The sequence below is a fragment of the Microbulbifer sp. A4B17 genome (assembly GCF_003076275.1).
Lineage (GTDB): Bacteria > Pseudomonadota > Gammaproteobacteria > Pseudomonadales > Cellvibrionaceae > Microbulbifer.
Map to the genome: position 1 here is coordinate 1,665,796 of NZ_CP029064.1, position 25,010 is coordinate 1,690,805.

Annotated in this window: 20 protein-coding genes and 1 pseudogene; 9 read left to right on the top strand and 12 right to left on the bottom strand. The window is 46.5% G+C overall.

Features of this window, described 5'->3' with window-relative positions; translation table 11 throughout:
- Positions 1–15: 15 nt before the first annotated feature.
- Positions 16–1,620 carry a 5-guanidino-2-oxopentanoate decarboxylase gene (locus BTJ40_RS07445; protein WP_108732495.1) on the bottom strand — a complete coding sequence of 535 codons (1,605 nt, stop codon included), beginning with the start codon at positions 1,618–1,620 and terminating at the stop codon, positions 16–18.
- A 268-nt stretch (positions 1,621–1,888) separates the two neighbouring features.
- Between BTJ40_RS07445 and pdxH the strand changes: the two genes are divergently transcribed.
- The 3 genes from pdxH (at position 1,889) to BTJ40_RS07460 (ending at position 5,786) form a co-directional block, all read left to right on the top strand.
- Positions 1,889–2,527, top strand: a complete 639-nt coding sequence (gene pdxH, locus BTJ40_RS07450; RefSeq protein WP_108732496.1) for a pyridoxamine 5'-phosphate oxidase — start codon at positions 1,889–1,891, stop codon at positions 2,525–2,527.
- Positions 2,528–2,763: 236 nt separating this feature from the next.
- Positions 2,764–4,455, top strand: a complete 1,692-nt coding sequence (locus BTJ40_RS07455) for a molecular chaperone HscC (protein WP_108732497.1) — start codon at positions 2,764–2,766, stop codon at positions 4,453–4,455.
- Complete coding sequence (locus tag BTJ40_RS07460; RefSeq protein ID WP_108732498.1) at positions 4,455–5,786, top strand: RDD family protein; 1,332 nt, start codon at positions 4,455–4,457, stop codon at positions 5,784–5,786. The genes BTJ40_RS07455 and BTJ40_RS07460 overlap by 1 nt, the downstream gene beginning before the upstream one ends.
- A gap of 571 nt (positions 5,787–6,357) precedes the next feature.
- On the opposite strand, the gene BTJ40_RS07465 is transcribed toward BTJ40_RS07460, so the two are convergent.
- A complete protein-coding gene (locus BTJ40_RS07465; protein WP_108732499.1) occupies positions 6,358–6,624 on the bottom strand; it encodes a hypothetical protein in 267 nt (88 codons plus the stop codon).
- Positions 6,625–7,414: 790 nt separating this feature from the next.
- On the opposite strand from BTJ40_RS07465, the gene BTJ40_RS07470 reads away from it, so the two are divergent.
- Complete coding sequence (locus BTJ40_RS07470; RefSeq protein ID WP_157953958.1) at positions 7,415–8,431, top strand: hypothetical protein; 1,017 nt, start codon at positions 7,415–7,417, stop codon at positions 8,429–8,431.
- Between the two features lie 327 nt (positions 8,432–8,758).
- Here BTJ40_RS07470 and BTJ40_RS07475 read toward each other — a convergent pair whose 3' ends face one another.
- The 7 genes from BTJ40_RS07475 to BTJ40_RS07505 all read right to left on the bottom strand — a co-directional run bounded on the left by BTJ40_RS07475 (position 8,759) and on the right by BTJ40_RS07505 (position 17,295).
- Positions 8,759–9,106 carry a hypothetical protein gene (locus tag BTJ40_RS07475; protein WP_108732501.1) on the bottom strand — a complete coding sequence of 116 codons (348 nt, stop codon included), beginning with the start codon at positions 9,104–9,106 and terminating at the stop codon, positions 8,759–8,761.
- Positions 9,107–9,398: 292 nt separating this feature from the next.
- Positions 9,399–9,746 (bottom strand): hypothetical protein, encoded by a 348-nt coding sequence (locus BTJ40_RS07480; protein ID WP_108732502.1) that lies wholly within the window; start codon positions 9,744–9,746, stop codon positions 9,399–9,401.
- Positions 9,747–9,847: 101 nt separating this feature from the next.
- Positions 9,848–10,747: an alpha/beta hydrolase gene (locus BTJ40_RS07485; RefSeq protein ID WP_108732503.1), complete on the bottom strand. Its 900-nt coding sequence runs from the start codon at positions 10,745–10,747 to the stop codon at positions 9,848–9,850.
- Between the two features lie 237 nt (positions 10,748–10,984).
- Positions 10,985–11,917, bottom strand: coding sequence for an ROK family protein (locus BTJ40_RS07490; RefSeq protein ID WP_108732504.1), 933 nt, complete (start codon positions 11,915–11,917; stop codon positions 10,985–10,987).
- A 198-nt stretch (positions 11,918–12,115) separates the two neighbouring features.
- Positions 12,116–14,620, bottom strand: a complete 2,505-nt coding sequence (locus BTJ40_RS07495; RefSeq protein WP_238152161.1) for a TonB-dependent receptor — start codon at positions 14,618–14,620, stop codon at positions 12,116–12,118.
- A gap of 353 nt (positions 14,621–14,973) precedes the next feature.
- Positions 14,974–15,960, bottom strand: a complete 987-nt coding sequence (locus BTJ40_RS07500) for a glycosyl hydrolase family 32 (RefSeq protein ID WP_108732506.1) — start codon at positions 15,958–15,960, stop codon at positions 14,974–14,976.
- 114 nt (positions 15,961–16,074) lie between these two features.
- A complete protein-coding gene (locus BTJ40_RS07505; RefSeq protein ID WP_108732507.1) occupies positions 16,075–17,295 on the bottom strand; it encodes an ROK family transcriptional regulator in 1,221 nt (406 codons plus the stop codon).
- Positions 17,296–17,541: 246 nt separating this feature from the next.
- Between BTJ40_RS07505 and BTJ40_RS07510 the strand changes: the two genes are divergently transcribed.
- Both BTJ40_RS07510 and BTJ40_RS07515 read left to right on the top strand, forming a co-directional pair.
- Positions 17,542–19,143 (top strand): sodium:solute symporter, encoded by a 1,602-nt coding sequence (locus tag BTJ40_RS07510; protein ID WP_202862868.1) that lies wholly within the window; start codon positions 17,542–17,544, stop codon positions 19,141–19,143.
- Between the two features lie 158 nt (positions 19,144–19,301).
- The gene (locus BTJ40_RS07515) at positions 19,302–20,516 is read left to right on the top strand and encodes a hypothetical protein (protein ID WP_108732509.1); all 1,215 of its coding nucleotides are present in this window, start codon (positions 19,302–19,304) and stop codon (positions 20,514–20,516) included.
- Between the two features lie 64 nt (positions 20,517–20,580).
- On the opposite strand, the gene BTJ40_RS07520 is transcribed toward BTJ40_RS07515, so the two are convergent.
- Together BTJ40_RS07520 and BTJ40_RS22750 are read right to left on the bottom strand one after the other, a co-directional pair.
- Entirely contained in the window at positions 20,581–20,913 is a 333-nt protein-coding gene (locus tag BTJ40_RS07520) for a hypothetical protein (RefSeq protein WP_108732510.1), read from the bottom strand.
- Positions 20,914–21,083: 170 nt separating this feature from the next.
- Positions 21,084–21,797: pseudogene (locus BTJ40_RS22750) on the bottom strand (efflux RND transporter permease subunit).
- Between BTJ40_RS22750 and BTJ40_RS22245 the strand changes: the two are divergent.
- Genes BTJ40_RS22245 through BTJ40_RS07540 form a run of 3 tightly spaced genes read left to right on the top strand, consistent with a single transcriptional unit; the run spans position 21,775 to position 24,481 of the window.
- Entirely contained in the window at positions 21,775–22,011 is a 237-nt protein-coding gene (locus BTJ40_RS22245) for a hypothetical protein (RefSeq protein ID WP_157953959.1), read from the top strand. The pseudogene BTJ40_RS22750 and the gene BTJ40_RS22245 overlap by 23 nt on opposite strands.
- Complete coding sequence (locus BTJ40_RS07535) at positions 22,008–24,077, top strand: RHS repeat domain-containing protein (protein WP_108732513.1); 2,070 nt, start codon at positions 22,008–22,010, stop codon at positions 24,075–24,077. The genes BTJ40_RS22245 and BTJ40_RS07535 overlap by 4 nt, the downstream gene beginning before the upstream one ends.
- The gene (locus BTJ40_RS07540; RefSeq protein ID WP_108732514.1) at positions 24,077–24,481 is read left to right on the top strand and encodes a hypothetical protein; all 405 of its coding nucleotides are present in this window, start codon (positions 24,077–24,079) and stop codon (positions 24,479–24,481) included. Before BTJ40_RS07535 ends, BTJ40_RS07540 begins: the two co-directional genes overlap by 1 nt.
- A 267-nt stretch (positions 24,482–24,748) precedes the next feature.
- On the opposite strand, the gene BTJ40_RS22250 is transcribed toward BTJ40_RS07540, so the two are convergent.
- Complete coding sequence (locus BTJ40_RS22250) at positions 24,749–25,000, bottom strand: hypothetical protein (protein WP_157953960.1); 252 nt, start codon at positions 24,998–25,000, stop codon at positions 24,749–24,751.
- Positions 25,001–25,010: the final 10 nt, after the last annotated feature.

Here is a 25,010-nt window from a genome sequence, read left to right on the forward strand (position 1 = left end):
TTGTTTCGCGCCAGTTCAAGGGGCGGTGATTTCGATGAGTGTTGGAGTTTTGCGTTGAAGGGCTTCCGCTACCGCCGAGGCTAATTGCTGCGGTTTGTCGATGCGACAACCTTCAGCGCCAAAAGATTTTGCCAGTGCGACAAAATCCGGCGTTCGAAGATTAACACCTTCTTGAGGCACCTCTGCGGCATCCATAAAGTCACGAATCTCTCCGTATCCGCTGTTATTCCAAACCAGGATCGGCAGCGGCAACTGCTGTTCTACCGCAACGGCCAATTCGCCGAGGGTAAACATCAGGCCGCCATCGCCTATCAAGGTAACCACATCCCGCTCGCTGGACAACCTGGCCCCAATAGCGGCGGGCAGGGCGAATCCCAGAGTGCCGTAGCCGGTGGTGCAGGTAATATGGCTGCGGGGCTGATATAGCGGCAGAGCGTGGTTGGTGTTATAGGCGAGTTGCGTGGAATCTGTAACCAGAATTCCCTCTTCGGGCAGAGCCTTGCGAAGGGCTTCAACCCAGGGGAATCGCGCCTCTGAACCTTCCCACCACTCTTTGCGGCAGTTAGCGATTAATTGTGAAACTTCTTCTTCAGCCAGTAGCTTTGAATTCCCATCGCGCCGAACCAAGGCATCGCTTATTTGTTGCAGGCTTTCAGCGGCATCTGCACAGATAGCCAGGTCCGGTTGGGCGTTACAAACCAGTTGGGCTGGGTCGATATCAATGCGGATAAGTTTGCCAGAAAATGCGTAATTGTCGCGCACCAGATTGCGATCGGTTTCCGAAAGCTCTGTGCCAACGGCCAGAACCACATCGGCAGTTTCCACTCGCTCGCGCACGCAATCAAAACTGAGATTGGCGCCACCACACAGGGGATGTCTTTCATCGACAACGCCTTTGGCCGCCAGTGATAGGAAAACCGGAGCTGCAATTTTTTCTGATACTTGTGTAGCTGCTTTTCCAGCAGATTGCGCGCCACCACCAAGCAGAATTACAGGGCGTTCAGCAGCTTGTAGCCATTGGGCCGCAGTTGCGGTAGCTGCGGCATTGGCTGCAGGTACCATGGCCTTGGGAGCTGCGCGATAATCCTCCAGCTTGCCGGGCATCGGTGCTGGGAACAGGTCGATAGGGATTTCGATATGCACTGGGCCGGGGCGGCTGGATTGCAGCAGCTGGAATGCCCGCGCCATCACTTCAGGTAGTTGGTCTGCCTGGGTGAGGCTGTGCTGCCAGATACAGAAGCCGCGACTGGCGTCGCTCTGGCGGGGTAGCTCATGCAGGCGCCCACGCCCCATACCAAGGTCTTCCCGGCGATTGACGGCGGAAATAACCAGCATGGGAATTGAGTCTGAGTAGGCTTGCGCCATTGCAGTGGCTGCGTTGGTGAGCCCTGGCCCAGTGATCAGGAAGCAGACACCAGGCTTGCCGATGGCGCGGGCATAACCGTCTGCCATAAAGGCGGCGCCCTGTTCATGCCTTGGCGTGATATGCATCAATTCGCTACCGGGCAGGCCGCGATACAGTTCAATGGTATGTACGCCGGGGATCCCGAAAACTTTTTCTACCTGATATTCGCGCAGCAGGCGCATTAGCACCTGGGCGCATGTGGGCGCAGAGGACATAAGCACCATTTTCCTTATTCGTGTAAAAACGCAGTGAGCCTAGCGGCCCGCTAAAAGCGGTGCAAGCGCCCGCAGAGTCTGCACCCTCGCAAGAAAAATCACAGGAAAATTGAGATTCGACCCGCATCGCGGCAGGAAACTTTGTACGCTTGATATAACTTTACCTGCCGACAGGTTTTGGGGAATTTGACGCGGTGGCTGCCGCACCATAGCCTTCCGGCATTTCGCTGAATAAACTTTGAGCTAGAACAACCGAGGAAGTAGCACCATGGAAATCGATCAATGGCGTCGGGAATACCAGATGGGTGGTTTAAGGCGCTCTGAACTGAAGCCGACCCCTCTGGAACAGTTCAGTAAGTGGCTGGCAGAAGCTGTTGAGGCGGAGTTAGTTGATGCCAGCGCCATGTGTCTCGCCACGACTAACGCGGACGGGCACCCCTCGCAGCGGATCGTTTTGCTTAAAGGCTTCGATGAGAAGGGATTCGTTTTCTATACCAACTTACAGAGTGACAAGGCCCGAGATATGGCCGTTAACCCTCAAGTGTCCTTGTTGTTTCCCTGGTGCCGTCTTGAGCGGCAGGTGATTGTTTACGGGAAAGTGGAGTCAGTTTCCCGCGAGCAGGCTGAGGCTTATTTCCAGTCACGCCCCCTGGACAGCCAGTTGGCCGCATGGGCCTCGCACCAGAGCCGGCCGCTTTCGTCCAGAGAGGAACTGGAGCAGCAGTTTGATAAAGAGAAGGCTCGCTTTGCCGGTAAAACAATTCCGTTGCCAGAATTTTGGGGCGGCTACTGTGTGGTGCCCAATGCTGTTGAGTTTTGGCAGGGAGGTGAAAATAGATTGCACGATCGTTTTATTTATCGACGTAAAGAAAATGAAAGCTGGAATATAGAGCGTCGCGCCCCCTAATTTTTATATTTATCTTTTCGTGGCCCAGCCCTTTGGGCCACAACTAACCGCTTAATCACGCTTCACTTTGTGAGTACCCATCCCCTGATATTGTTTTATAGCGGTGTCTTATCTGGCAATTTGTGGTCAAGGCCGCTTAGAATAATGCGCCATAAATATAGCTAAAACTATTGTCTTAAAAATTCTATAGATTCGATCGTTTTTGCAATTCGAATCCAAGGGTAGGTAGGGGAAATATGGCCATTATTGGTATCGACTTGGGAACCACTAATAGTGCTTGCGGGGTACTGACTGATGACGGGGTAAAACTAATTCCCAATCGTTTGGGTGAAATTTTGACCCCGTCAGTTGTGGGGCTTGATGATTCTGGCACTCTGCTAGTCGGCAAAACGGCTAAAGAACGTCTTATTAACCACAGTAGTACCACTGTGGCTGCGTTTAAGCGCTTGATGGGCACTGACCACAAAGTTTCCCTGGGGAAACAGAAATTTAGTGCAACAGAACTCTCCTCGTTAATTTTACGTGCGCTCAAAGAAGATGCTGAAACCTTTCTTGGTGAAGAGGTAACCGAGGCGGTAATCAGTGTCCCAGCTTATTTTAATGATAATCAGCGCCATGCCACCAAGTTGGCAGGAGAGCTTGCGGGATTAAAAGTAGAGCGGCTTATTAACGAGCCAACTTCGGCTGCCATTGCTTACGGCTTACACGATAAGCGCGAAGGAAACTTCCTTATTTTAGATCTTGGGGGTGGCACCTTCGATGTTTCCATCCTGGAATTTTTCGATGGCATTATGGAAGTTCATGCCAGTGCCGGAGACAACTTCCTCGGTGGAGAAGATTTCGTTGAGGCAATGATCGATGATGTCCTGGCTGAGTTTGATATTAAGAAAGAGGCCTTAAGCCCTCGCGATTTGCAAAACTTATATATGCAAATGGAAAGCGCCAAGCGCCGAGTTAGCCAGCAGCCTGAGCAAAAACTTGAATTACAACTTGATGGGCGCTCCTTGCAATTTCAGGTGACCCCAGAGTGGTTTGAAAAACTCAGCACCCCCCTGTTGTTAAGAGCGAAACGGCCAATTGAGCGGGCAATGCGCGATGCAGATTTGCCACCACAGAAAATTGATGAGGTGGTATTGGTTGGCGGTTCGACGCGCATGGCCCAATTTCGTTCAATGGTTGGGCGAATGTTTGGCCGCCTGCCAGCCTGTCATTTGGACCCGGACACTGTCGTTGCGATGGGGGCGGCTATTCAGGCTGGCTTAAAAGAAAAGAACTCGGCACTGGATGATATTGTCCTGACTGATGTATGTCCTTACACCCTGGGAACTGGGGTTATCAATGAAGATAATCCGCAGCTCGGTGCTTACTTTATGCCTATTATCGAGCGCAATACCGTTGTACCAGTCAGTGTTGTAAGGCGGGTTTGGACTGCTCGGGATGATCAAACCCAACTTTGTGTAGACGTATACCAGGGAGAGAATCGCCTGGTATCTAAAAATGTTTACCTGGGTGAGATGACCGTTCCCGTACCGAAAAAGCCGAAGGGGGAAGAAGCGGCAGATGTTCGCTATACCTACGATATGAATGGACTTTTGGAAGTGGATGTGACCGTTGTCTCCACGGATAAAACTTTCAACAAGTTAATTGAGTTTACACCGGGGGCTCTCTCCGATGTACAAAAGGCTGAAGCCCTGCAAAAACTGGCAAAACTAAAATTCCATCCCCGTGAAGATGAGAAAAACCAGGCAATCATTGCTCGTGGTGAGCGCTTGTATGAATCTAGTCTTGGCGAGCAGCGTGAGTATATTGCCAAATTACTGTCATCCTTTGATAGCGTCCTAGAAAGGCAAAATCCTACAGAAATTATTAAGGCTCGAACTGAGGTTAGTGAAATTCTGGATCGCTTGGATGGTGAGGATTGGATTTGATGAATCCCTGGGCCATTCTTGAAATTAACCCCATCACTGATGCTCGGGTGATTAAGCGCGCTTATGCAAAAAAACTAAAGCAAACACGCCCAGATGAAAAGCCGGAAGAATTCCAGGCACTTCATACAGCTTATAAGCAAGCATTGAAACTGGCTGAGCAATTGCAAGAGGAGACTGCCGGGCATGCGGAAGCCTCCTTGGAAACTCCTTCACTAGGGCAGGCAGGAAATACAAGCCATGAGAAGGTTAAAAGTGAAAGGGTAGCTGTATTAGAAGGGGCGGAGGAAGTTGAAGTGCGGCCTTCTGCTGATGGAATATCAACTCCGCCAGTAGCTGAAGAACTCTCAGTGAAACAAGATAGCGCCTCTGAACCCTTGGAGCAGAGCGAAAGAGTTTCCCCTGATACGCAGCAAAGTGAATCTCATGAGACGCAAGACCCGGATAGAGATTTGCGTATCAAAGAATTTCGGCGGGTACTTAAGCAAGTTGATGAGATGCTCAATAATCATTTGGAAATGAGCTTGGAGAAAAGTTGGGACTTTCTTACCAAGAGCCCCTATATGCTGGACGAGGAGTACAATTGGAACTTAGGTCTTTCTGTATTTGAACGCTTTGCCCAATTTAATCAAAGTGCTGTAGAGGGGGGGAAATCTGCAAGATTTCGCCCACAAGTAACGCCGAATATCCTGCAGTACTGTGATCAGCTGTTCGATTGGCGAGGTAATGCGTCTTACCTCTACCAAGCGCTTGACGAGAAGTTGTGCAATAGCATATTTAATAGCTTGGAAACCCATGAGTCCCGTATTGATCCTTTGCAAGGGCTTCGTGGCGGGGGCAAGGTAGAGGCACAAAGTGAGACTGAATTTGAAGAGCGTTATGAAAAGTACTTTTTTGGTGATTTTGTACCTAGAAGTGTTGCACTCTTTTTAGACTTGGTTATGACTTATATGGCCGTTGGCTCTCTTGCTACTGCGGCAATGATGAAGCTCTTTGACTTTCCGGAAGCTGTAGCAGCCGCAAAAGTTATGCCTTTTTGTTTTGGAGCCTACCTGGTGTTTGCTTGGCTGTTTGAGTGTTCCAAACTTCAGGCAACACCAGGCAAGTATATAATGGGCTATAGGGTAACCAGTCAAAAATTCGAGCGGATAGGATATTTACGAGGCCTTTGGAGAACTGTAAGCTTTGCCTTCACTAGTGCATTTGGGCTTATTGCATGGATTATCAATTTCTTCCTGGTCGGCAAATTATTGCATGATCGGTTAAGTCGCACTTATGTCATTAATATGCGTAAGACCCATGAAGAGCATTTGCGCCGTTTGAGGAAAGCTTAGCTTTAGGGCGGGGATACGCTCCCGCTCTTCCCTTATTAACTAGTCATACAGATAAAATATTAGGTTGAAGCAGACCTCTTGCAGGGGTTTCGTGGTGGGAGTGAAGTAGCAAAGGTTAATAACGAAGATATAAATGATAGCTATGAACAGTACTATTTTGGCCGGTTGTTGGTTAGAGGGTAGCTATTTTACTGGATTTGTTCCTACTTAATGTAGTTGTTGGTTTTCCGACATCGACTGTTCTAGTGAAGGCCTCTGAGAAACTAGGGAGTATTGCAACCTTAGAGGCTGCTGAAATTTGCGTTTTGGAATATTTATTCTTTGTCTGGATATTAGGCGGCTCTCGATTTCCGGCTACTCCGGGGAAATACTTGATGGGCTAAGGCCAATCGTCAATTTGGGCGTATTTGTTACTTCTTCTCTTTTAATAGCTTTGCAGTAGGTAAAAGCTGTAAAATTTCCTTAAATATTTATGGTGGTACTAAGGATGTTTTGGCTAGCCATCTAACTGAAACATATCGAATAACTGGCTAGCCAAGATGAGTTAGAACCTGAGGATTTTTTTGGGTGTTTAATTGTTGTTTACGTTGAAATATCCAAAGGTCGGGTAAATGCCATCTTCATTGCATGAATCTAGAACATAAAAACTAGCTTTTTTTCCGGCAAAAAATGCCGCGGTTAATAAGCTTAGAGTTTCTTGGCCGTTGTCGGCATCTTTGCTCCAGCGTATCGAGTTGCTGCTGCAGCTATCTGGGTCAACTGTTTGATCCAGATAGACGTAGCAGGCTGCATTATTCATGTGGCAGCCTGCCTTGTTAATGGTGGCATCGTCAGACATGCCCGCAGAAAAACACCTTTTTATAAGGTCATTACAATTAATGCAATCAGAAATTTGAATTTCATAGGAGTCTCCGGCTTATAGTGTTGTTGTCATTAATTCTAAAAGGTTTTGAAAATTTATCAAATGGTAAATTATTAATCTATATGTTTTCTGTTTCATGCCTGGTTGCTATTTATGTCATGGTTTTTGACTGAAACATCAAGCTGCACTTGGTGTGCAAGTGCCATTTATGGGTGTTGTGAGACGCTCGTCTCAGTGCGGCGCTGAAGTAAAAGTGGTCTTGGGTAGGTGCCTAATTTGAGGTTGATAGAATAAGTATGTACGGATCATAATGATGAGATTCTTTTTAGTGTCTGGGGGCTGCTTGAGTTAGTGTGTGCTAATCCCAAGTTAATTTCTAGCAGGTTTATTTTTTAAAAATTCCTGAAGCTAAAAGTAGAATTTTATGTTGTGTGAGATGTTTTCATTTGATGCTTCTTGTAATTGATAGATGGAACATTTGTTCATGCTTTATCTGTTGAAGAAGTGAGGTTTTAAATTTCTAAGTCAGGACATCTTTTAATGTCTACAAAATAGAGGTATGGGTCGGGTTTTTTGTAGTGTGACGACAGATTTACTTTGTAATGATTTGCGGTAGCTTTTTGTTTTGTCGTACTATTTCGGGGTGGTCTCTTTCAGGGTGGTATTGACCTGTTAGAGTTGACTAAAGATTTCTGTCGTTCTCATGGGTGAGTTTCACTTTGCCGAAATGAGAATAAATTTTGTACGGTTTGGGATAGGGAAGTTTATGTGGAAGAATATTAAGAAGCTACCTCTTGTTGGGTGCCTGTTGTTTGCTTTGCCAGGTGGCGTATTGGCTCAAGAGGAGATGACGGAGGCGGCCGACTTGAAAGAGCCTGAGATACTTATATTGCATGGAGAGGTTGCTACTCCAATAATTATTCCGCCGGGAAACGTTGTGCCTGATCATATAGAGGCATTTGGTTTTTATCACTCGGGTAAGCACGTCGATTATATTTCGGAGGTTGCTCCTTTTTCGACTTTTATTAATCTGCATTGGAGTAATGTGGATGAGAAGTTGGCAGAGGCTAAAAGGCATGGGGTAAAAGTTTGGGTAGAGCTGGCGCCTATATTTTTCGATTCACAGTCGGGCTTCCGTAAGAGAGAGGATTATCTTGAGCAGTGGGAAGTTGCCAAAGAAAAACTAAAACCTTATGAAGATATTATCTATGCGTTAGATCCTCTAGATGAGCCATATAATAGATCAGAAATGGATCTGGATCAGGTTAAAGAGTATCTAGATGAAATTGGTCTTATTTTTATACAAGATTTTCCAAAGGCAAAAAGGGCTATAACTTTTACAGAAAATACCGTTGAGAAAATATTTGGTTATGGCAACCTTTTTGGTTATAGCGAACATGTACCTCTTAATTATAATTTATTCGGGGTTGATAAATATAAAGGTGTTAACTTTCAGGGGGGAATGACTGATCTTTTGAGAGAAAATGTAGATAATGTAAGGGAGCATACAGGCGCTTTGCAAGATGTTAAGTATTACATAATTCCCCGTGCATTTATGACCGACAACACAACTTATGGCTATCTTACGGAAGAGCAATTGATAACAAGAGCTCAGCAAGCTTATGATCATGCTGTGAGGAAGGAGGATGTGATCGCCATTTATCCTTTTGCCTGGCCTGAGGTGTATGCAAGTAAAGGGACTCTTTATGGGCCGCGCTATGTTCCTGAAGTAGAAGAGCAGTACAGAAAAATTGGTAAGGCGATTAAGTTGTTTCGAGATTAATTGATAAATACTCTATACAAGCTTTGTTGTTTTAAGTTTGTATAGAGTGTTTTTTACATTTGTTATCTGATTATAATGGTTTCTTAGTGGTTTGTGTTGTCAAAGTTGAAGCGGTTTTCGTATCGTAATGCTTTATTTAAAACGCTAGTTTTGCGTGGGCGGATTTGGTTGTGTTTCACTTATTCCTCAATGCCGCCCAAAATATTTTTTAAATTTTTCTTTAAGGTTTGAACATTATTGAGGCTCTAATTGGGAGGTTTAAATTTTAATAATTTTAAGCTGCTTAACTAGTCGTTTTGGCTGAAAGTTCTAGTTGGTGAAACATGGCTACTCTTCGGTTAGTATTTGTATAGAGATTAGCTTGGCACGAGAGCCGGAGCAGTTATCGTCTACATACACCTTCACGGGCTTTTGAGCCATTTGTGCAGCTAGGGCAATGGATAACATCTGGTCCATCATATTGCTACTCATGCTAGCAAAAACACCTTGGGGCCATTCGCAGCCTGGGTCTGTGCCATTATATGTGATCTGCCTGTCAAAATTGATTACAAAGCCATTATCTTCCCAGCCGGTTTCAATCCATTGAATATAGAGCTTGTTATCTGACTCTGACTGTACACCAGCCTGTGCAAAGGCAGATAACAGGCATGCAAATAAAGTTATCATTGTTTTCATGTACAGAATTCCTTGATTGAGTTTGGTGTTGATTTATGAAGTGTACCTTTGGCGCTTAGTTTTTTAAAGCTTTTAAGAGTAAAAGCTTATTTCGATAGATGTCCCTTGGGAGCGTATGCTCAATTCTTGTGCTGGTCGCGCTTGAGTATAGAGCGTGATGGGTTCAGATATGAAAGATAAATTTGGTCCAGATTTAGTTAGCCTTTCTGAATTAAAGGAAGGCACTTAAAAGGCAATTTTTATTCAAGTGCTATCCAAAAGTATGAGAAATTTTTAACAAGTTAGACTGATACTATTCATTCAAAACTCGTATAGAGATAAGTTCAGGTCTTGAGTTAAAACACTCATCTTCGACGTACAGAGTAACGGGTTTGTTAGCCATTTGAGCGCCCATGGCTAACGATAATGTCTCATTGTGTAAGTTATCGTCATCAACTTTAATAACCACGCTTTTTTTCCATTCGCAGTTGGGGTCTGTGCCGCTATAAGTAATAGTTCTATCGAATCCTATTGCCAATGTGTCTTTACTCCAGCCGGTTTCTATCCACTTGATGTAAAGCTTATTGTTGCTATCGGATGAAACTCCCGCGTATGTTAATGTGGGCAATAAGCAGGCGAATGCTGTTAAAAGTCTTTTCATCTTTAATCCTGAGTGCGATGGATAATTGTGAAGGGAGATGAATATACTTAAAAATAATTATTTTTCAAGCTCTTACTAATCCTGAATTAAATAAATTGTTCTTAGAAGGAATATTTTCTAGGTAATACATTAGTCCTAAATACCTTTTCTATCCCTCGATCATAGCCTGGGTTAACAACACTACCGTGATTCTCGTTATCAAATACACGCTTTCTTAGAGTAAGGCTATTGTAGTTACGGGACTTCAGTCTTTTTACTAGTTGAGAGAAGTCTTTTACTGCGCAAACTGAGTCGATTTCACTGCAGGTCTCTTCACCACCAATAAATAAATACACGCTTTTCCCCAAATCGGCATTGCGCTCTGCATAGGCCAATTCACTATCTAAAATTTGCTTATCGGCCCACCAAATGCTGGGGCTTCCAATGACATATCGGTCAAAGCTATTGGTGTGGTTAAAAAGTGCATGGAGAGCCAGAAGCCCACCCAGGGAATGGCCGACCAGGGTTTCATCTTCTTCATTGCCTTTAAAATTGTTATTGATAAAGGGTTTGAGCTCTTCTTCAATAAATTCCAGAAAGTAATCTGCGCCTCCACCGAGTTCGGTATCTTTGATTACACCGGGTACGGGGGTGAAGTCCATTACTCGTTGGGCGAAATTCTGGCCGTCGAAGGCGTGGGATATGCCTACCAGAATTACAGGAGGCATTTTGACATTGCCAAACTCATCGGGTACCTGTTCCTGGATAAGGTTGGGGGCTGTCATGGGGAAGTGCAGAAAGCCATCGGTCATATAAATGACTGGGTAGCGATCGGTATTTTCCGGGGTATATGAGAGGGGCAGCATTACATCGATGACGTACTCGCGTTCGAGTAAATCCGAGTAGAAATTGTAAGACAATATCCCTGGGCGAGTGAAAGTCGTAGGCTCGGCACTGCCGGCTATTGCCAGTTGGCAGCAGATGCTGAGAATACTCACCACTAATAATCTAATTATTTTCATTGTTATCCCTGAAGGGCGCTTAATCCTTCTTGTTATCGCCTTGTTTACTAGAGGTATATTTATGAAAGCCTAACAGATAGGTAATGGTAATCGCTAGCATGGGAGAAGATTAGCTGCCGCATGAATCACTCTGAGCGGCAAGTTTTTGTCCAAGGAGTGGCTGTGATCACAGAAACAGGCTTTTATGGCTGGGGGAAATGCTGATGTTGGAAGGGAGGGTGTGTCCCCCCCATAGGCTTAGGCAATGACGTTTTTATTGTTGTACAAGTGCTGGGCCATGCGAAGGGACCCAATCTCACCAGATCTTCCCACAAGTTTTGGTGCAACAATATACTTCTTAATATTGCTTTCTGAGACTTGCGGGTAGTAGCCGCCGGCCAGTGATAGGAACTTTGCCCTTATGCGATCGAATAGGTGAGTCTGGTCCATAACTCCCCCTCCCAGAATGATTCGCTGTGGTGAGTAGCAGCTGGTGAGGTTGACACACATAACCGCCAGATATTCTGCCTCCAGGTCCCAGGCCGGGTGGCTCTGTTCCAGGTGTTGGCCACGCAGCCCCCAGCGGTTTTCTATCGCGGGTCCTGAGGCTAGCCCTTCAAGGCAATTGTCATGAAATGGGCAGTTGCCGTTAAACGGATCTCTTCGATTGTCTCTTGGCATCAGCATGTGCCCAATTTCTGGGTGCATAGATCCATTGATCAATTTCCCATCGATCATAATGCCGGCACCGATACCTGTGCCGATAGTAACATAGACAAAGTTTGTTACATCTGTAGCGGCGCCGCAGAGGTGCTCTCCAAGGGCAGCGCCATTAACATCTGTATCGAAAGCAACAGGTACGGATAGAGCTTGGCTGAAGTAGCCGGCCATATCGGTATTGGACCAGCCAACTTTGGGGGTTTGGGTAATGTAGCCGTAGAGGGAGGATGTCGGGTCCAGATTTACCGGGCCAAAGCTGGCTATGCCCAGTGCAGAAACAGCGCCGTGGCGTTGACTGCTTTCGTGAAAAAACTGGGCGACTTTGGATAGTGTTTGTTCTGGGCTGGTGGTTGGGAAGCTGGCTCGCTCACGGATATCATCAACTCCTGCGGCAACCACACAGTTAAATTTGGTACCACCGGCTTCAATTCCACCGAGCAAGGTATCTACCGCACTGCCTTGCATTTCCATCCTAATCCGCTCCCCAGGTTACATAGGTTATTTGTATTATCAGTTGATCGTTGACAGAAACTACATCACTGATAATTTATAGCTGGTTATATTGTTTCTAAAAGAAAAAACCGAGCGCCGGTGGAAGCCAGACGCTCGGGGTTTGCAAAGCTATGGGCAGAACTGCAAACCACTTACTAGAGTAGGGAATAACAACGATCAAAAAGCGTAATTAAAACTGACGCTGGTGGATCGGCCACTGATAGCTCGTCCGCGTACTATGTCTCCAACTTCTGCGTAAGACTCTTCAACTTCGGTAACAACAAATTCGTCGGTGAGGTTGTTTACGTTAAAGGAAACGGTAAGGTCTTCTGTCAGGTAATAAGAACCAAACAGATTGATCAGGACATAACCTTCCTGTTTCAACTGGTTGGAGTCAGAAACAAAATATTCAGTAGACCCCTGGAAGCTCGCCCCAAATGTAAAGTCATCCCCAAAGTTATATTGCGGGGTAATAGTATAAATAAAATCAGCTTGGCGACGCGGTGTATTTCCTACGACGGAACTGTCATTGGCATCTTTTGAAATTTCGGCGTCGGTCCAGGTGAGGTTTCCATTTACGGAAAAGTCTCCATAACTGTAGGCTGCTTCCAGCTCAATTCCCTGGGCCTCGTACTCGCGTACAAACGTTAAGCCGCTGGTGATTTCTGCATTGGTCTCTTCTGTGACCGTATTAAAGTAAGTTGCAAAGAAATCCAAATCGCCGGTTGAGAGTTTGTATCCAATTTCCAGCTGGTCCACAGAGTCGAAGCCATCGGTGGTGTCGGTCAGGCTTCCGTCACTGTTGAGGGCGCCGCTAATTTGTAGAAGCCGATCTGCAATTGCTCGACCCCCCTCGCTGTAGCGGGCAAAAATGGCCATGCTGTCGTTGAGAATATAATTTCCACCGAGAGAGAAAGAGGTGTTGTCTGCATCGTAGTCAACGAGCTGGGTGGATCCATTGGCCATTGTGATAATGCCGCCGGTAAATCCAAAGGCATCGGAAGCACTAGCACTTTCCACATCACTGATAATGCCATCGCCATTCAGATCGTAGTCTGTATCACCACCGCAGCAGCTGGAAACCAGGGAGCCTTTGGCACTGACCATATCGTGGCGGGCACTGACATCGAAGGTAAAGTCGCCGATGTCGATCGCCACATTCATATAGGGTGCATAAGTTTCATATTCCAGGTCCCAGGCCCAAGAGAGAAAGCTTGCAGACCAGACGCCATCATCTACCAGTACATCTCCGTTGGCATTGGCAGTTATGGTGAGGTTTTCAGAATTGCTGCCGTCAACAGTTTGAATCAGGGCATTCCAACTGTTCCAGCTGGTTTTGATATTTTGGTTGGAGTAATAGAAGCCACCGGAGACAACAATATTATCGCCAATTAATTTATCGACTTTAAAGTCGTTAACTACCAGACCCAAATCGTGTATTTCTGTATCAAAGAGCAGATCGACATAGGCGAGGCCCTCGGCCTCTTCACCATTCGCATAAGTCACCGTTGTGCCGGCGCTACAGTCTATGGCCTCTCCGCTATTGCTTACGGCATTTGCACAAATGGTATCAGCCATATCCTGTGTGGATTGTGGTCCGTAATCGCCGAAAGTATCGGTAAAGGGGGAAATAAAGCTGCCGCTAACATCAGAAATTCTGAATTTGTCGGTAACAGTCCAGCCATCATTAAATTCGAATTTGGTTTCAAAGCCATAGGCTTCCACCAGTGATTCGATACCGTCGGATAAGTCGCGGGTTACCGGATTGCCGTAGGCATCAAAAGTGGAAATGTATCGATAATTATCGGAATGCAGGGTTTGGCTGCTGGCATCGAAGTTGGCAACCGTGCCGAATTCGCCATTGCCTTTATAGGTTACAGGGCCAGGAAGATAAGTTGTTACCTGGTCATCGAGATGTTTGTAATAGAGGCGGACATAACCGTTATCAAACTCTTTGGTGAGGTTGGCCTTGAGTTGGCCGCCGGAATCCCCATCAAAGCCCGTCTCGCGGATGCCTTCGCCCTCTCTTAAAAATCCGCCGACATAGAATCGCAAAGTATCATTCAAGTGGTGGCCATAGCCAAAGTCCAGCCGGGACTCATCGTAGTCCGCACCAAAGGAAAGTCCTACATTACCACCTTCCTCTTCGCCGGTATTGCTGATCATATTGATCACACCGCCAGGGGAATTACTGGCAAAGGTGGAGGCTGAGCCGCCGCGTACGCTTTCTATACGTGCGAGAGAGGAGTCGGTGCGAACAAAGTTGTCAGTGTTACCGAAATTAATATCGCCGTATTCTAATACAGGCAATCCGTCTTCCTGGATTTGCATATATTTGGAGCCGCCAGTTGCCAGGGGAATACCCCTAACGGTGATATTTGCATTGCCGCTGCCACCGGAGGATTCCGCCCGAATACCGGGTAAGCTGCGGAACAGCTCTGCGGTAGAGCGCGGGGCGTACTTCGCCATTTCCTCAGTGTCCAGTGCACTAACGGATACGCTGGATTCCATCTTGGTAACCGGTCGGGCGGTTGCGGTAACCATCACCTCTTCAATTTCCGGCATTTCCTCAGCTGTTGCCGGTACCGCTACGCTGGAGGCCATGGCAACTGCCAGGGCTATGGAGTGTGGTTTAAAGTGTTTCTGTGTCTCTGAACCTGCTTGGAAGCCCTCTGCAATCACGGCGCTCTCCTCAATCATCTCTTATGGTTATTAGATTTTTCACGGCCCGTTCTCTGCGGGCTCGAGACTCTCTTCCTGTTACCGCATGGGTGGGACCTCTCCCCGCGAACACATTTATTAAATCACTGTGATTTAATAAAGGCAATACGAAAATTTGCGTAATTTACGCAGTGGAATCAGCAAATAGATAAGCAAACCAAGGGGAAGTAGTGATTTTCGTGGTATCGATATTTGCTTTTGGTGACAGCGCTGCTTGTCTTTCTAAGTAGCACTGGTTGCGGGAGAAGGGGATACGGGGCAGTAGATGCTTCTGGTGAGCATCTACCTAAGGATTTGGTTGCGATTCCTGCCTGCTAGTCTTTGGCCAATTCCAGTTGCCCATCGTCCATAAACTCGATGCGTTTGGGGTCGCAGATACCGCCGATAAAGTTGCCCTCGGCATCGTCCCTATTAAAAGCCAGCAGATACCAATGTTGGTCCGGCCCCTGGATAACCCGGCCGGAGTAGAGTGATCCCTGCTGGTCTGCGCCGATAAAGCCATCTCCAACCACTTCGTATGGGCCATTCAGATCATCGGCGATAAAATATTTTGTGCCAGTCAGTGGTGTACCCTGCATGGATTGTCGATGGGCAGCGCTGTGGAACTTTGTCGATACTGAGCAGAATAAGTAGTAGCGGCCATGGATATATTCAATTTGCGGTACTTCCATTTCGCCATACCAGCCGGGAGCCAGTACAGGTTGCCCCACTTTCCAGTGAATTAAGTCCGTTGAGCTGGCATAGCCAACTGCGCCACGCCCATCAGGGCTGCCCTGGTTACAGCGCGCAGTGAGATACATATGGTAGAGATTCTGCGTGGGGTCTTTAACGATCCATGGGTCACGCCAGGATGCATCGTGCCAATATTCAAGGTTCAGGCCATCGTAGAAATTGGGGTCTAATTCCACCAGGGGGTTGTTGGGGTGTTTTTCCCAGTGTAATAAGTCCTTGGAAGTTGCCAGGCAGACCCGCTGAATCAGGCCTTTCTCCGAATATTTAGTACCGGTATAAAACATATACCAGGTGTCGCCTTCTCTGTGTACACAGCCGGTCCAGGTAGTGTAAGAGTCTGCAGCTTCCTCACTGGCGGTTGCAGTTCGAGGTGAGGGTTTTAATGCATCCTGGAGCGTTGTCCAATGAATAAGGTCCGTAGAAACGGCATGACCGACAGATACATTCCAATGGCGCAGCTCAGGATCGCCCAGTGATTTATCGGCTTGAAGGTAAAATACATGGTACTGGTCGCCGTCCTGCGCGAACCAAAAATCCCATACCCATTTATTATCGAGATTAAATGCCATGATATTTACCTCATTAGTGCTGATTGGAAATTTGCCGGTGAGTTATTACTTTGATCCTTCTTAAGGAGCCCAGAGTTATTTTTATGCTTTTCTGGGGTTCCAATTAAGGCGCAATCAGGTAGATATTCTTCCTGGTATGCCGCCCTTTAATAGAACTGTTTTATCCGGTGCAAAAATTGAGTAAAAAGGCAGAATCGCACCGCCTGTGGCGATAGCGTCGACTCCAATTTTTCCACTGACAATTTTGGGCGCAAATACACCTGAAGGCGCCACCTGCTTTATCCTGCGAGAAATCATTTCGACCAGTTCGTCTAATAAAAAGCGGGGTAAATGCGCATCGACGATAATAGCCTCCAGGTCCAGTACGCTGATTGCCGATAGAAATGCATAAACCAGCGCATCTGCACAATCATCCAGCCACTCCTGGATCTGAGGGCGGGCCTGGTCCATTACCGTTTCAAGTTCGGAAGCGCTGGTAATTTCGATGCCGCACTCTCGTAAATGTCTGCGCAGTCCAAATAGTGAAGCGCGATTGAGGAGTAGCTCAAATGCCTGGTGATTTTCAGGGGTGCTGCTAAGTTTTGAGGGGGGTACTGGCAGGGAAACCAGGTTGCCCGCATTGCCATGGACGCCGGTTTCCAGGCTGTCATTTAATACCAGGCCTCCACCGATAAAGGTCCCGATATAGACGTAGAGAAAATTGGATATGTCCTGGCCATTGCCAAACTGCAATTCGGCAACAGCAGCAGCTGAACAGTCGTTCTCGAAGAAAACCGGCAGGTATGTGCGCTGAGCAACTTCTTCAGCAAAGTTAATTTCCTGCCACTGGGCGGCAAGTTCTTCGCTCATATTGAGCTCTTCAGTCCAGGCGCCGATAAACCAAGGCATAGCGATACCAACGCCCACTAGTTTCCCTCTGTCTTTAGTGGGGAGGGTATCGGTAAGTGTCTGGAGGCCCGATTCAATTTTCGCTAATAAAAATTTGGGTTCCGGAAATTCAAACTCGTGACAAACTTTCTTTAGTACCGTGCCACCAAAATCCATTAGCAACAGCTCGATATTACGCCGTCCCACTTTGATACCGACAGAGTAGGCACCGGTAGGATTAATAACGTACATGATCGAGGGTTGGCCTTTGCCGCCCAGTCGGCGCCCCTCTCGCATCACCAGTCCTACGCTTTCCAAATCATCGACGATCCTGGTAACCGCTTGAGCGGTGAGGTCAGTTTGGCGCGCCAGGTCGGACTTGGAGGCCGCGCCAGTTTTCCGCAGGGCCGTGAGCACTACTCGCTCGTTATAGCGGCGTAAGCCACTGGAATTGCTACCTTTACCCATCCGTGCCCCCTGAGATGAAACGTGATCTGATCCGGCCACTGATTGTCCGGTTCTATTGTTAAATAGTGTAACTTTAAAGCCTTTACTTAGTCTATTAGCTTCGCTGTAACTAAGATTTGAATTTGGCTAACCTGCTGATTAATATGAGTTTTTTTGTTTTTTGAGGCTTGGCTTTACTTAATTAAATCACTGTGATTTAATTTTTGGCCAAGTTCAAGCAATCATTCTAAAAATACGCTGCTAGCAGTGAACGAGGAAGTTATGCCGGTCGATTTTGGTCTCCACCCAGTCGATGCGACCATTTTGGTCGTCTATTTCGTTTTCACCATCGCCCTTGGGCTCTTCCTAAGTCGCCGCCACGATACTGCAGAGGACTACTTCCTGGCTGGGAGGAAAATGGTATGGCCTTTGATAGGCTTATCCCTGTTCGCTTCCAATATATCCAGTACCACTTTGATCGGCTTGGCTGGAGATGCTTACAGCACTGGCATAGCGGTCTTCAACTATGAGTGGATGGCGGCGATTATCCTGGTCTTCTTTGCCGTTTTCTATCTGCCTACAATTCTTCGCTCGCGCATTTACACAATGCCGGAAATGCTTGAGCGTCGCTTTAATAGCACCGCACGCACTTATTTTTCGGGATTGACTATTTTCCTGAATATTGTGGTTGATACTGCGGGTAGCCTCTATGCAGGGGCCCTGGTAATGAAATTGATATTCCCTGAATTACCAATTTGGACCACGATTTCAATTTTGGCGGTGATCGCGGGTATCTACACTATCTGTGGAGGTTTGGCGGCCGTTATTTATACCGATACCATTCAGGCTCTGCTGCTGATATTTGGTTCAATCCTGATCAGTATTTTTGCCCTGGATCGCGCAGGAGGTTGGGAAAATGTTGTATCCCAGGTCTCGGCGGAACAATTGAGTCTGATACGGCCCATAGGTGATTCGAGTGTGCCCTGGTTAGGGCTAATTACGGGAGTCACTTTGCTGGGATTTTATTTCTGGTGTACTAACCAATTTATGGTGCAAAGGGTACTCAGTGCGAAAGATGTTAATCACGGCCGCTGGGGAGCCTTATTTGCCGGTCTGCTGAAACTTCCCGTGCTATTTATCATGGTTCTGCCTGGCACTATGGCGATTGTTATTTTCCCGGAACTAGAGCGCGCGGATATGGTTTATCCCACTCTGTTATTTGAGCTGCTGCCTGTCGGTATACTGGGGCTTGTGTTGGCCGGTTTTGTTGCTGCACTAATGTCGCAAATTGATTCTACGCTGAATTCAGCTTCCACGCTGGTGACCATGGACTTTGTGCGGAAGTTTTTTCCGGGCCTGAACCAGCACCAGTTAATGCGTGTAGGTCAGCTGGTCACCTTTATCTTTATGATACTTGCCGTACTTTGGGCACCACAAATTGAGAGTTTTGGTTCCTTATTCCAGTATCTGCAGAAGGTACTTTCCTATGCAGTTCCCCCTGTACTGGCACTTTTCCTGATTGGATTCTTTTGGCGTGGGGCTAACTCCAAGGGAGCCATAGCTACTTTACTGTTAGGTACCTTGGGCGGCGTTGGCCTCTTTTTTGTCAATGAAGTCTTCGACTGGACAAACTTACACTTCCTTTATATTGCTCCAATTTTGTTTGTCTTCTGTTCACTGGTATTGGTGATTACCAGCCTGCTTTATCCAACTGAGATTAGCAAAGAAGCCAAATCTTTCACTTGGTCTAAAAGCGATTTTGACACCGAGACTGTATCCCTAAAAGCACAACCACTATGGCAGAACTATAGAGTTCTATCTGTGCTACTGCTTATCGTTACTGCGCTGGTGGTGGGTTCGTTCTGGTAGCGCGAAGACAGGTTACTCCTATTTTTCACCCCACAGGATGGAAAACTTGGACAATAAAGGCAATACAGGAGGGCTGGACACGGACGAAGTTGACAAAAGATTGTACTCAGATAGTTGTATCCATTTAAAAGAATAATCTTATAAAGAAGGTGTTGACTATGAAGTATTTCGTCACAGCGATGTTAGGTTTATTGGCTTCTGCGCAGATAAGTGCAACAGAAAATATTTTGGATCAGTACTTCAATACATCAGATAATGGTGGGACCCTAAGGTACGATACAATATTTCAGTATGGTAAGAGTGGGAATGGCAGCGATTTCGACATGTGCGATAGCTATGGTACCACCCGAATCCCTGGAGACAAGATCACCGCTATAACAAGTTTTAGCGGTGATGAAAGAATCAAAGGGTTAAAACTCGAATACTTATATGCAGGAGATGAGGAGGTTGGTAAAACCACTATCTCCGGGTATCGAAAGTTGCTTGGTGCTACCGAATATATTCAGGGTTGGCGCTTCTATAAAAAGCGCGATGGCAATATTTCCAGAATTCGAGTTTACTTGAAAGACATGGCTGATAACTCAACCCGTGATATTACCTTTGGAGGTAATAATGGCTGGTATAAGTGGGAGGAATATCATCTAAGTATTGAAACCCGGTCAGTAGTTGGATTTGCTGGTACTGCGAGTGATAGTAAAGTTTGGAGTATTTATCCTTGCGTTGCGGATCGTTTGGAATTGGTGGAATCTGGAGTAGAGATTCATTGGGATCAGATTGTGGAAACCCCCAACAACACCAGGACATTCTTTGGTGAGAGATTGCTTGAGAACTCTGGCAGTATTGCCCAAAACGACAGTACAGAAGTCTGGTATACCGATGGGAAGAGTGAAACTGATACCTGGACTAATACTATGGGGATTTCGGTTACTGCTGGAGTTAGCTTGACCGAGGGTTACAAGGTCGGTGTTCCCGGTACTGTTGAAAATAGTGGCTCTATTACATTCAGTTTCTCTGAGACTTTTAGCGTTTCAACGACGGTTGGGGAAACATCGACTAAAAGCAACCAGGAAACGGTTAAGGATGCCATGCCATCCAATGTACCCGCCTATGGACTGATGATGGCGCGGATGATGGTGGAAAATAGCGAGGTTGAAGTTCCCTATACCACAACGGTCGTGAACCCCCATAATGGTGATGAGTTCGAGTTGACAGGAGTTATCAAAGGTTCCAGCTATTCCAATGCGCGGAAACGCTGGGATGAAGTGGGGCGGGCCTATCCAACTCGTTATGAGATATACCAAAGTTATGCTTGGGTGATCGAGTACTATGGGTTGGAAAACGCAAGCTTGATAGATGATCCGGATATTTTCTAGATTGACATTGGTAAGAATTGACTGGCTCAAATTATAAAGAGTCAGTCAATCATATGAGATTTGGCTATTCATCATGAAACCGGATTGAGCCTAAGCGAATCCTGTCATCTTCACATCCGTAGTAACTGAACTTTACAGTTTTCTGGGACATATAAGCGGAAAGCAGAAAAGATACTTTGGTGTTGTATATGGCAGAGTCGTTATTGATAAGAAAAAAAGTGTTTTTGCTCACGCAGCTCACCTCTGTCTCTGGATTGACAAATCCTCTAAGTCTGACATCTACACCATTCGAGTGTACTTTTAAGTAGTAAATTTGCGCCTTCTCTGTCCAAGCGGCTTCGCTGATAAGTGGCAGTGTAAATGGGATACTCAAAAGTAAATATTTTAGAGACTTCATCCTTGATTCCTTGCCAATTCATAAATGGTAATTAAACCGTTTCTCTCCGTATTGGTTAACTAACCTTTAAAACTATAGCAAATGAAGTTGTTAGGATCGGTGGCAGGCAGCGTAGTTAAGTGCCTTTTGAGGAAAGGGTTTACGCCCATACCGACACCTCGATTCTGTTTTCAGTCTGGGGTGAATAAATTAAGGCCACTTGTTGAATATCGCGAAGTAGTAGCTACTGGAAGTTTTAAGTCGCCAGTTTGAACGCCAGCAGGTGTTTGAGCGCTAAACAGTTTCCGTGAAAGCAGTGCAGACATAAAGACTAAGACAAATAAGGCGCTAAAAATCATTCCACCTGTAATGACAGTAGCTAGCCCGCGATAAATAGCAGCGCTACTATCGGGATTAAGAACTAAAGGAAGGTTGCCAAAAATGCAGGTTATTGTTGTAAGCATAATTGGGCGCACACGCAATCTTGCTGCAGCATATATAGCATTCAGTTGGCTGGTTCCATTTTGAAGTGATTTATGAAATTAATTTACAAACAGTATTGTGTTGTTAACCACAAGTCCCATCAGGATTACGAAACCAATCATGGTTATAACATCCAGGCTTTGGGGGGTGAAGAGGTTTAACACATGTAAGCTCAGCATTCCTCCCGCAAATGAAAGGGGTACAGCACAAAGCACTGCTGCGGCCAATTTGGCAGACTTTTGAGTGAAATACAATAGTAAGGCCAGTACGATCAAAGCTGCTAAAAATATCTTTAAAAATTCATTGAGAAATAAATTTAGCTCATTGGCGCTACCTCTAAATTGTGTATGAAGATCGCTATAGGAACCTCCTGATAAAAATGCCGTTACAGATTTGTCAATGTTCTCTACAAAAGACTTCATTGCTCCTCCTTCGGGAGGAGTCAGGTTTATTGATGCACTAAGTGTGGAGTACGACAACTTCGGCCGCCCCAAGCATCAGTACGATGTTTTGGATGGCGAAGTGTCCAATGGTGCAAACGGTATCACTAGCGGTATCCAGGAGCACTACACCAATACCGGCGCATTGGAATATGTCACCGACCTGAATACCGGGCGTGAAGTATACCGGGCGTGAAGTATACCGGGCGTGAAGTATACCGGGTGCTCAGCTCCAATAGCCGTGGCCAGGTAACGGATTTTGATATCAATAGCGGCGGTGTTCGTATTAGTAATGGCTACGATAGCGCCACCGGACGCCTGTTGTCGCAAAAGGCCGATAACTCCGCATCTGCGACTACCGTTCAGCAAATGGCTTACGGTTGGGATGCCGTAGGCAATCTGGTTAGCCGCAACAACCAGCGCACCGGCAAGAAGGAATCCTTCTGCTACGACAACCTCAACCGCCTGTTGCAGGTTAATGCCAATACCACCAGCACCAGTAGCTGTAACTCCGACGCTACTGACACCCAGTATCAATACGACAGTATCGGCAATATCCTCAGCAAAGATGGTGCTGCCTATTTGTATGAAAGTGCCAAGCCCCACGCGGTTACCAAAGCGGCTGGAGTGGATTACGCCTACAACGATAGCAATGGCAACCTGACTTCCGACGGTACCGGCAGGACGTTCACCTACACCACTTTCGATAAGCCGTCCCTGATTACCAATACCCAGAGTGGTGACAGTACCGCTTTTACCTATGGCCCGGATCGCGCCCGCTATCAGCGTGTCGACACTCGCTCCGACGGTGAGGTGGTTACCACCCTCTATTTGGGTGGCGTAGAGCGGATTCATTATCAGTCTGAAGGAAGCTACCACTGGAAGCGCTACCTGCCCGGCGGTGCCGTATTTACCTACGAAACCAACGGTGCCTATGAGCAGCAATCCCTAACGGAACGCTATCTGCTCACAGACCATATTGGCTCTACCGATGTGGTGCTGGATGAAAATGGCAGTGTGCTCGAAAGCCAGAGTATGGCCTTCGATCCCTGGGGTAAGCGCCGCGATAGCGATTGGGACTCCCTGGAGATCAGTGACCTGATCGGTAGCAACTACCAGCTGATGGATAGCCTGAACGAGATCACCACTCACGGCTTTACCGGCCACGAGATGGTGGACGCCCTCGGCATTATCCATATGAATGGCCGTATCTATGACCCCAATCTGGGTCGCTTCTTGCAAGCGGACCCGATGATTGATGGTGTTGAGGATACCCAGGGTTATAACCGCTATAGCTATGTAAAAGGCAACCCGCTAACTGTCGTTGACCCTACAGGTTACTACGGCATCAATGATTTCTTTGATGATGCTAATGAAATTCTGGATGATGCGCTGGGAGGGCTCGGCATTTCATTCCAGGTTGGCGTTACCTATGGTGCTACCGGCACGGGAGTAGATATTTCTGGTGGTAACTTCTGGTCACAGCTTGGTACTGCCGGTGCTGCGGCTCCTGAGGGAGCGGTAGGGGGCGCCTTTGGTGATGATGAGGAAGATAGTAGCTTTTTAGATGATATTGCTATTACTTTGGGGCCGTTTGATCAGAGTGAGTTTGAGGGGCCGTTTTCACCTGAGGTCACTAAACACCTGGTTGGTGATAGCGATTCTAAGCAGCCAGATACTGAGGGTAGTTTTGGTGCTTTCGCCCTTGGGGCTGTTCGAATGTTTATGTTGGATACTTTAGTATCGGCTCATTCATATATGACAGGGATGACACCAGAGCAAATAGGTGACCCAATGGGTCTTAGGCCTTCAGGTGGGGCTCAGGTTGCTGGAGCAGAAATGTATGAGGATAATGCGCTTATAATTAATAGTGCGATGTTGCTTGTTCCTGGAAGAAATGCCCTTTCTGCTAGACAGTTAACGACGAGGACATTAACTACTGTTGAGAACAGGGGAGCTTTCGGACATAAAGCGAACATTGGATTAAAAAAACAGCTAAAAAGTGAAGAGCAATTAGCTGATATTTATAATGGGGGAGGAATTCCAACACATGGAGCCGATTCACCTCGTCAATTGGATGTCGCTGAAAGGCTTGTAAGAATGTATGGGGGAAATGCAGGAGACTGGCAGAAGGTTTCCAGTGATGCGTATCATGCTGTTGATGGGGGGCATGTTGAAATACATGCCTATAGAAATATCGAAACAGGTCTGGTCGTTGAACCTAAAAGTATTGCGTTTCCTCAGGAAAAGGGCTCTCAGTAATGAAAGTAAAGGCAGTTGCAACTAAGCTAACATGCGCTCAAAAGAAAGAGTTAAATATTGATCAAAGAAAGCAATTTGAGTGGCAATTAACTGTCAATAAAGAGTATTTAATTATTTCAGTAAGGAATATTATCGGATCATCATTTTATGGTAATTCAGTCCTCTTGGAGCTCGAAGATGATTATGGGCGATTACTGTTTTGTCCAATCTGCCTTTTTCAAGTTGTTGATGATCGGCCTTCTCGGTTTTGGAGGGTTTCACTTGATGGGTCGAACCTCTCACTACAAGTAAAGGAGTTTTGCGATAATCCGGAATTGTCTGAGAAAATCTTGGATAGAGAGCCAGAGGCACTCTTGGAGTTTGAGAAAATAAAAGCGAAGCTTGATGCAGAATTTGATAATTAAAACCTGCATTCAAGTTTGAGGTGCATCAGTTAATCGCTTGGGAAAAGAAATTCTAGACACCCATAGATTGGAGGAAGGCGCTAGTAGTATTACTGGCGCTGATTTTTGGCGGCCGTTTCAACTTGATTCAGAGCTAAGTGCTATGAGGTCGTGGAGAGTTTCACTTAAGGCTCGAAATGGGAAATTTGGATAAAACTAGAAGGGATTGTGTTGGAAAATTGGGTGGGGATTAGCAGGGTGTAGTAGAAAGGAAGCGCCGGCAGTTGCTTACACCCTGCGCCCAGCGTTTATCGAATTGGATACAGGCTTGTTGAGCGGCCGTTGCTGACCCACTAGGCCTTTAAAACGGCTGTCAAAATTACGACTGAGATACAACCAGTGTTTTGGTGGTATACCCAGGCGTTCGAGCATGGGGGCGTTCTCAGAAATGGAGCCGCGCCTTCTGGGATCTAAATGTCGACCGTTCCAGTCCACTAGCTCTAAATCGTGATCCAGCCGAAAGGGCAACCCTTTCGGCATATTTAGCTTC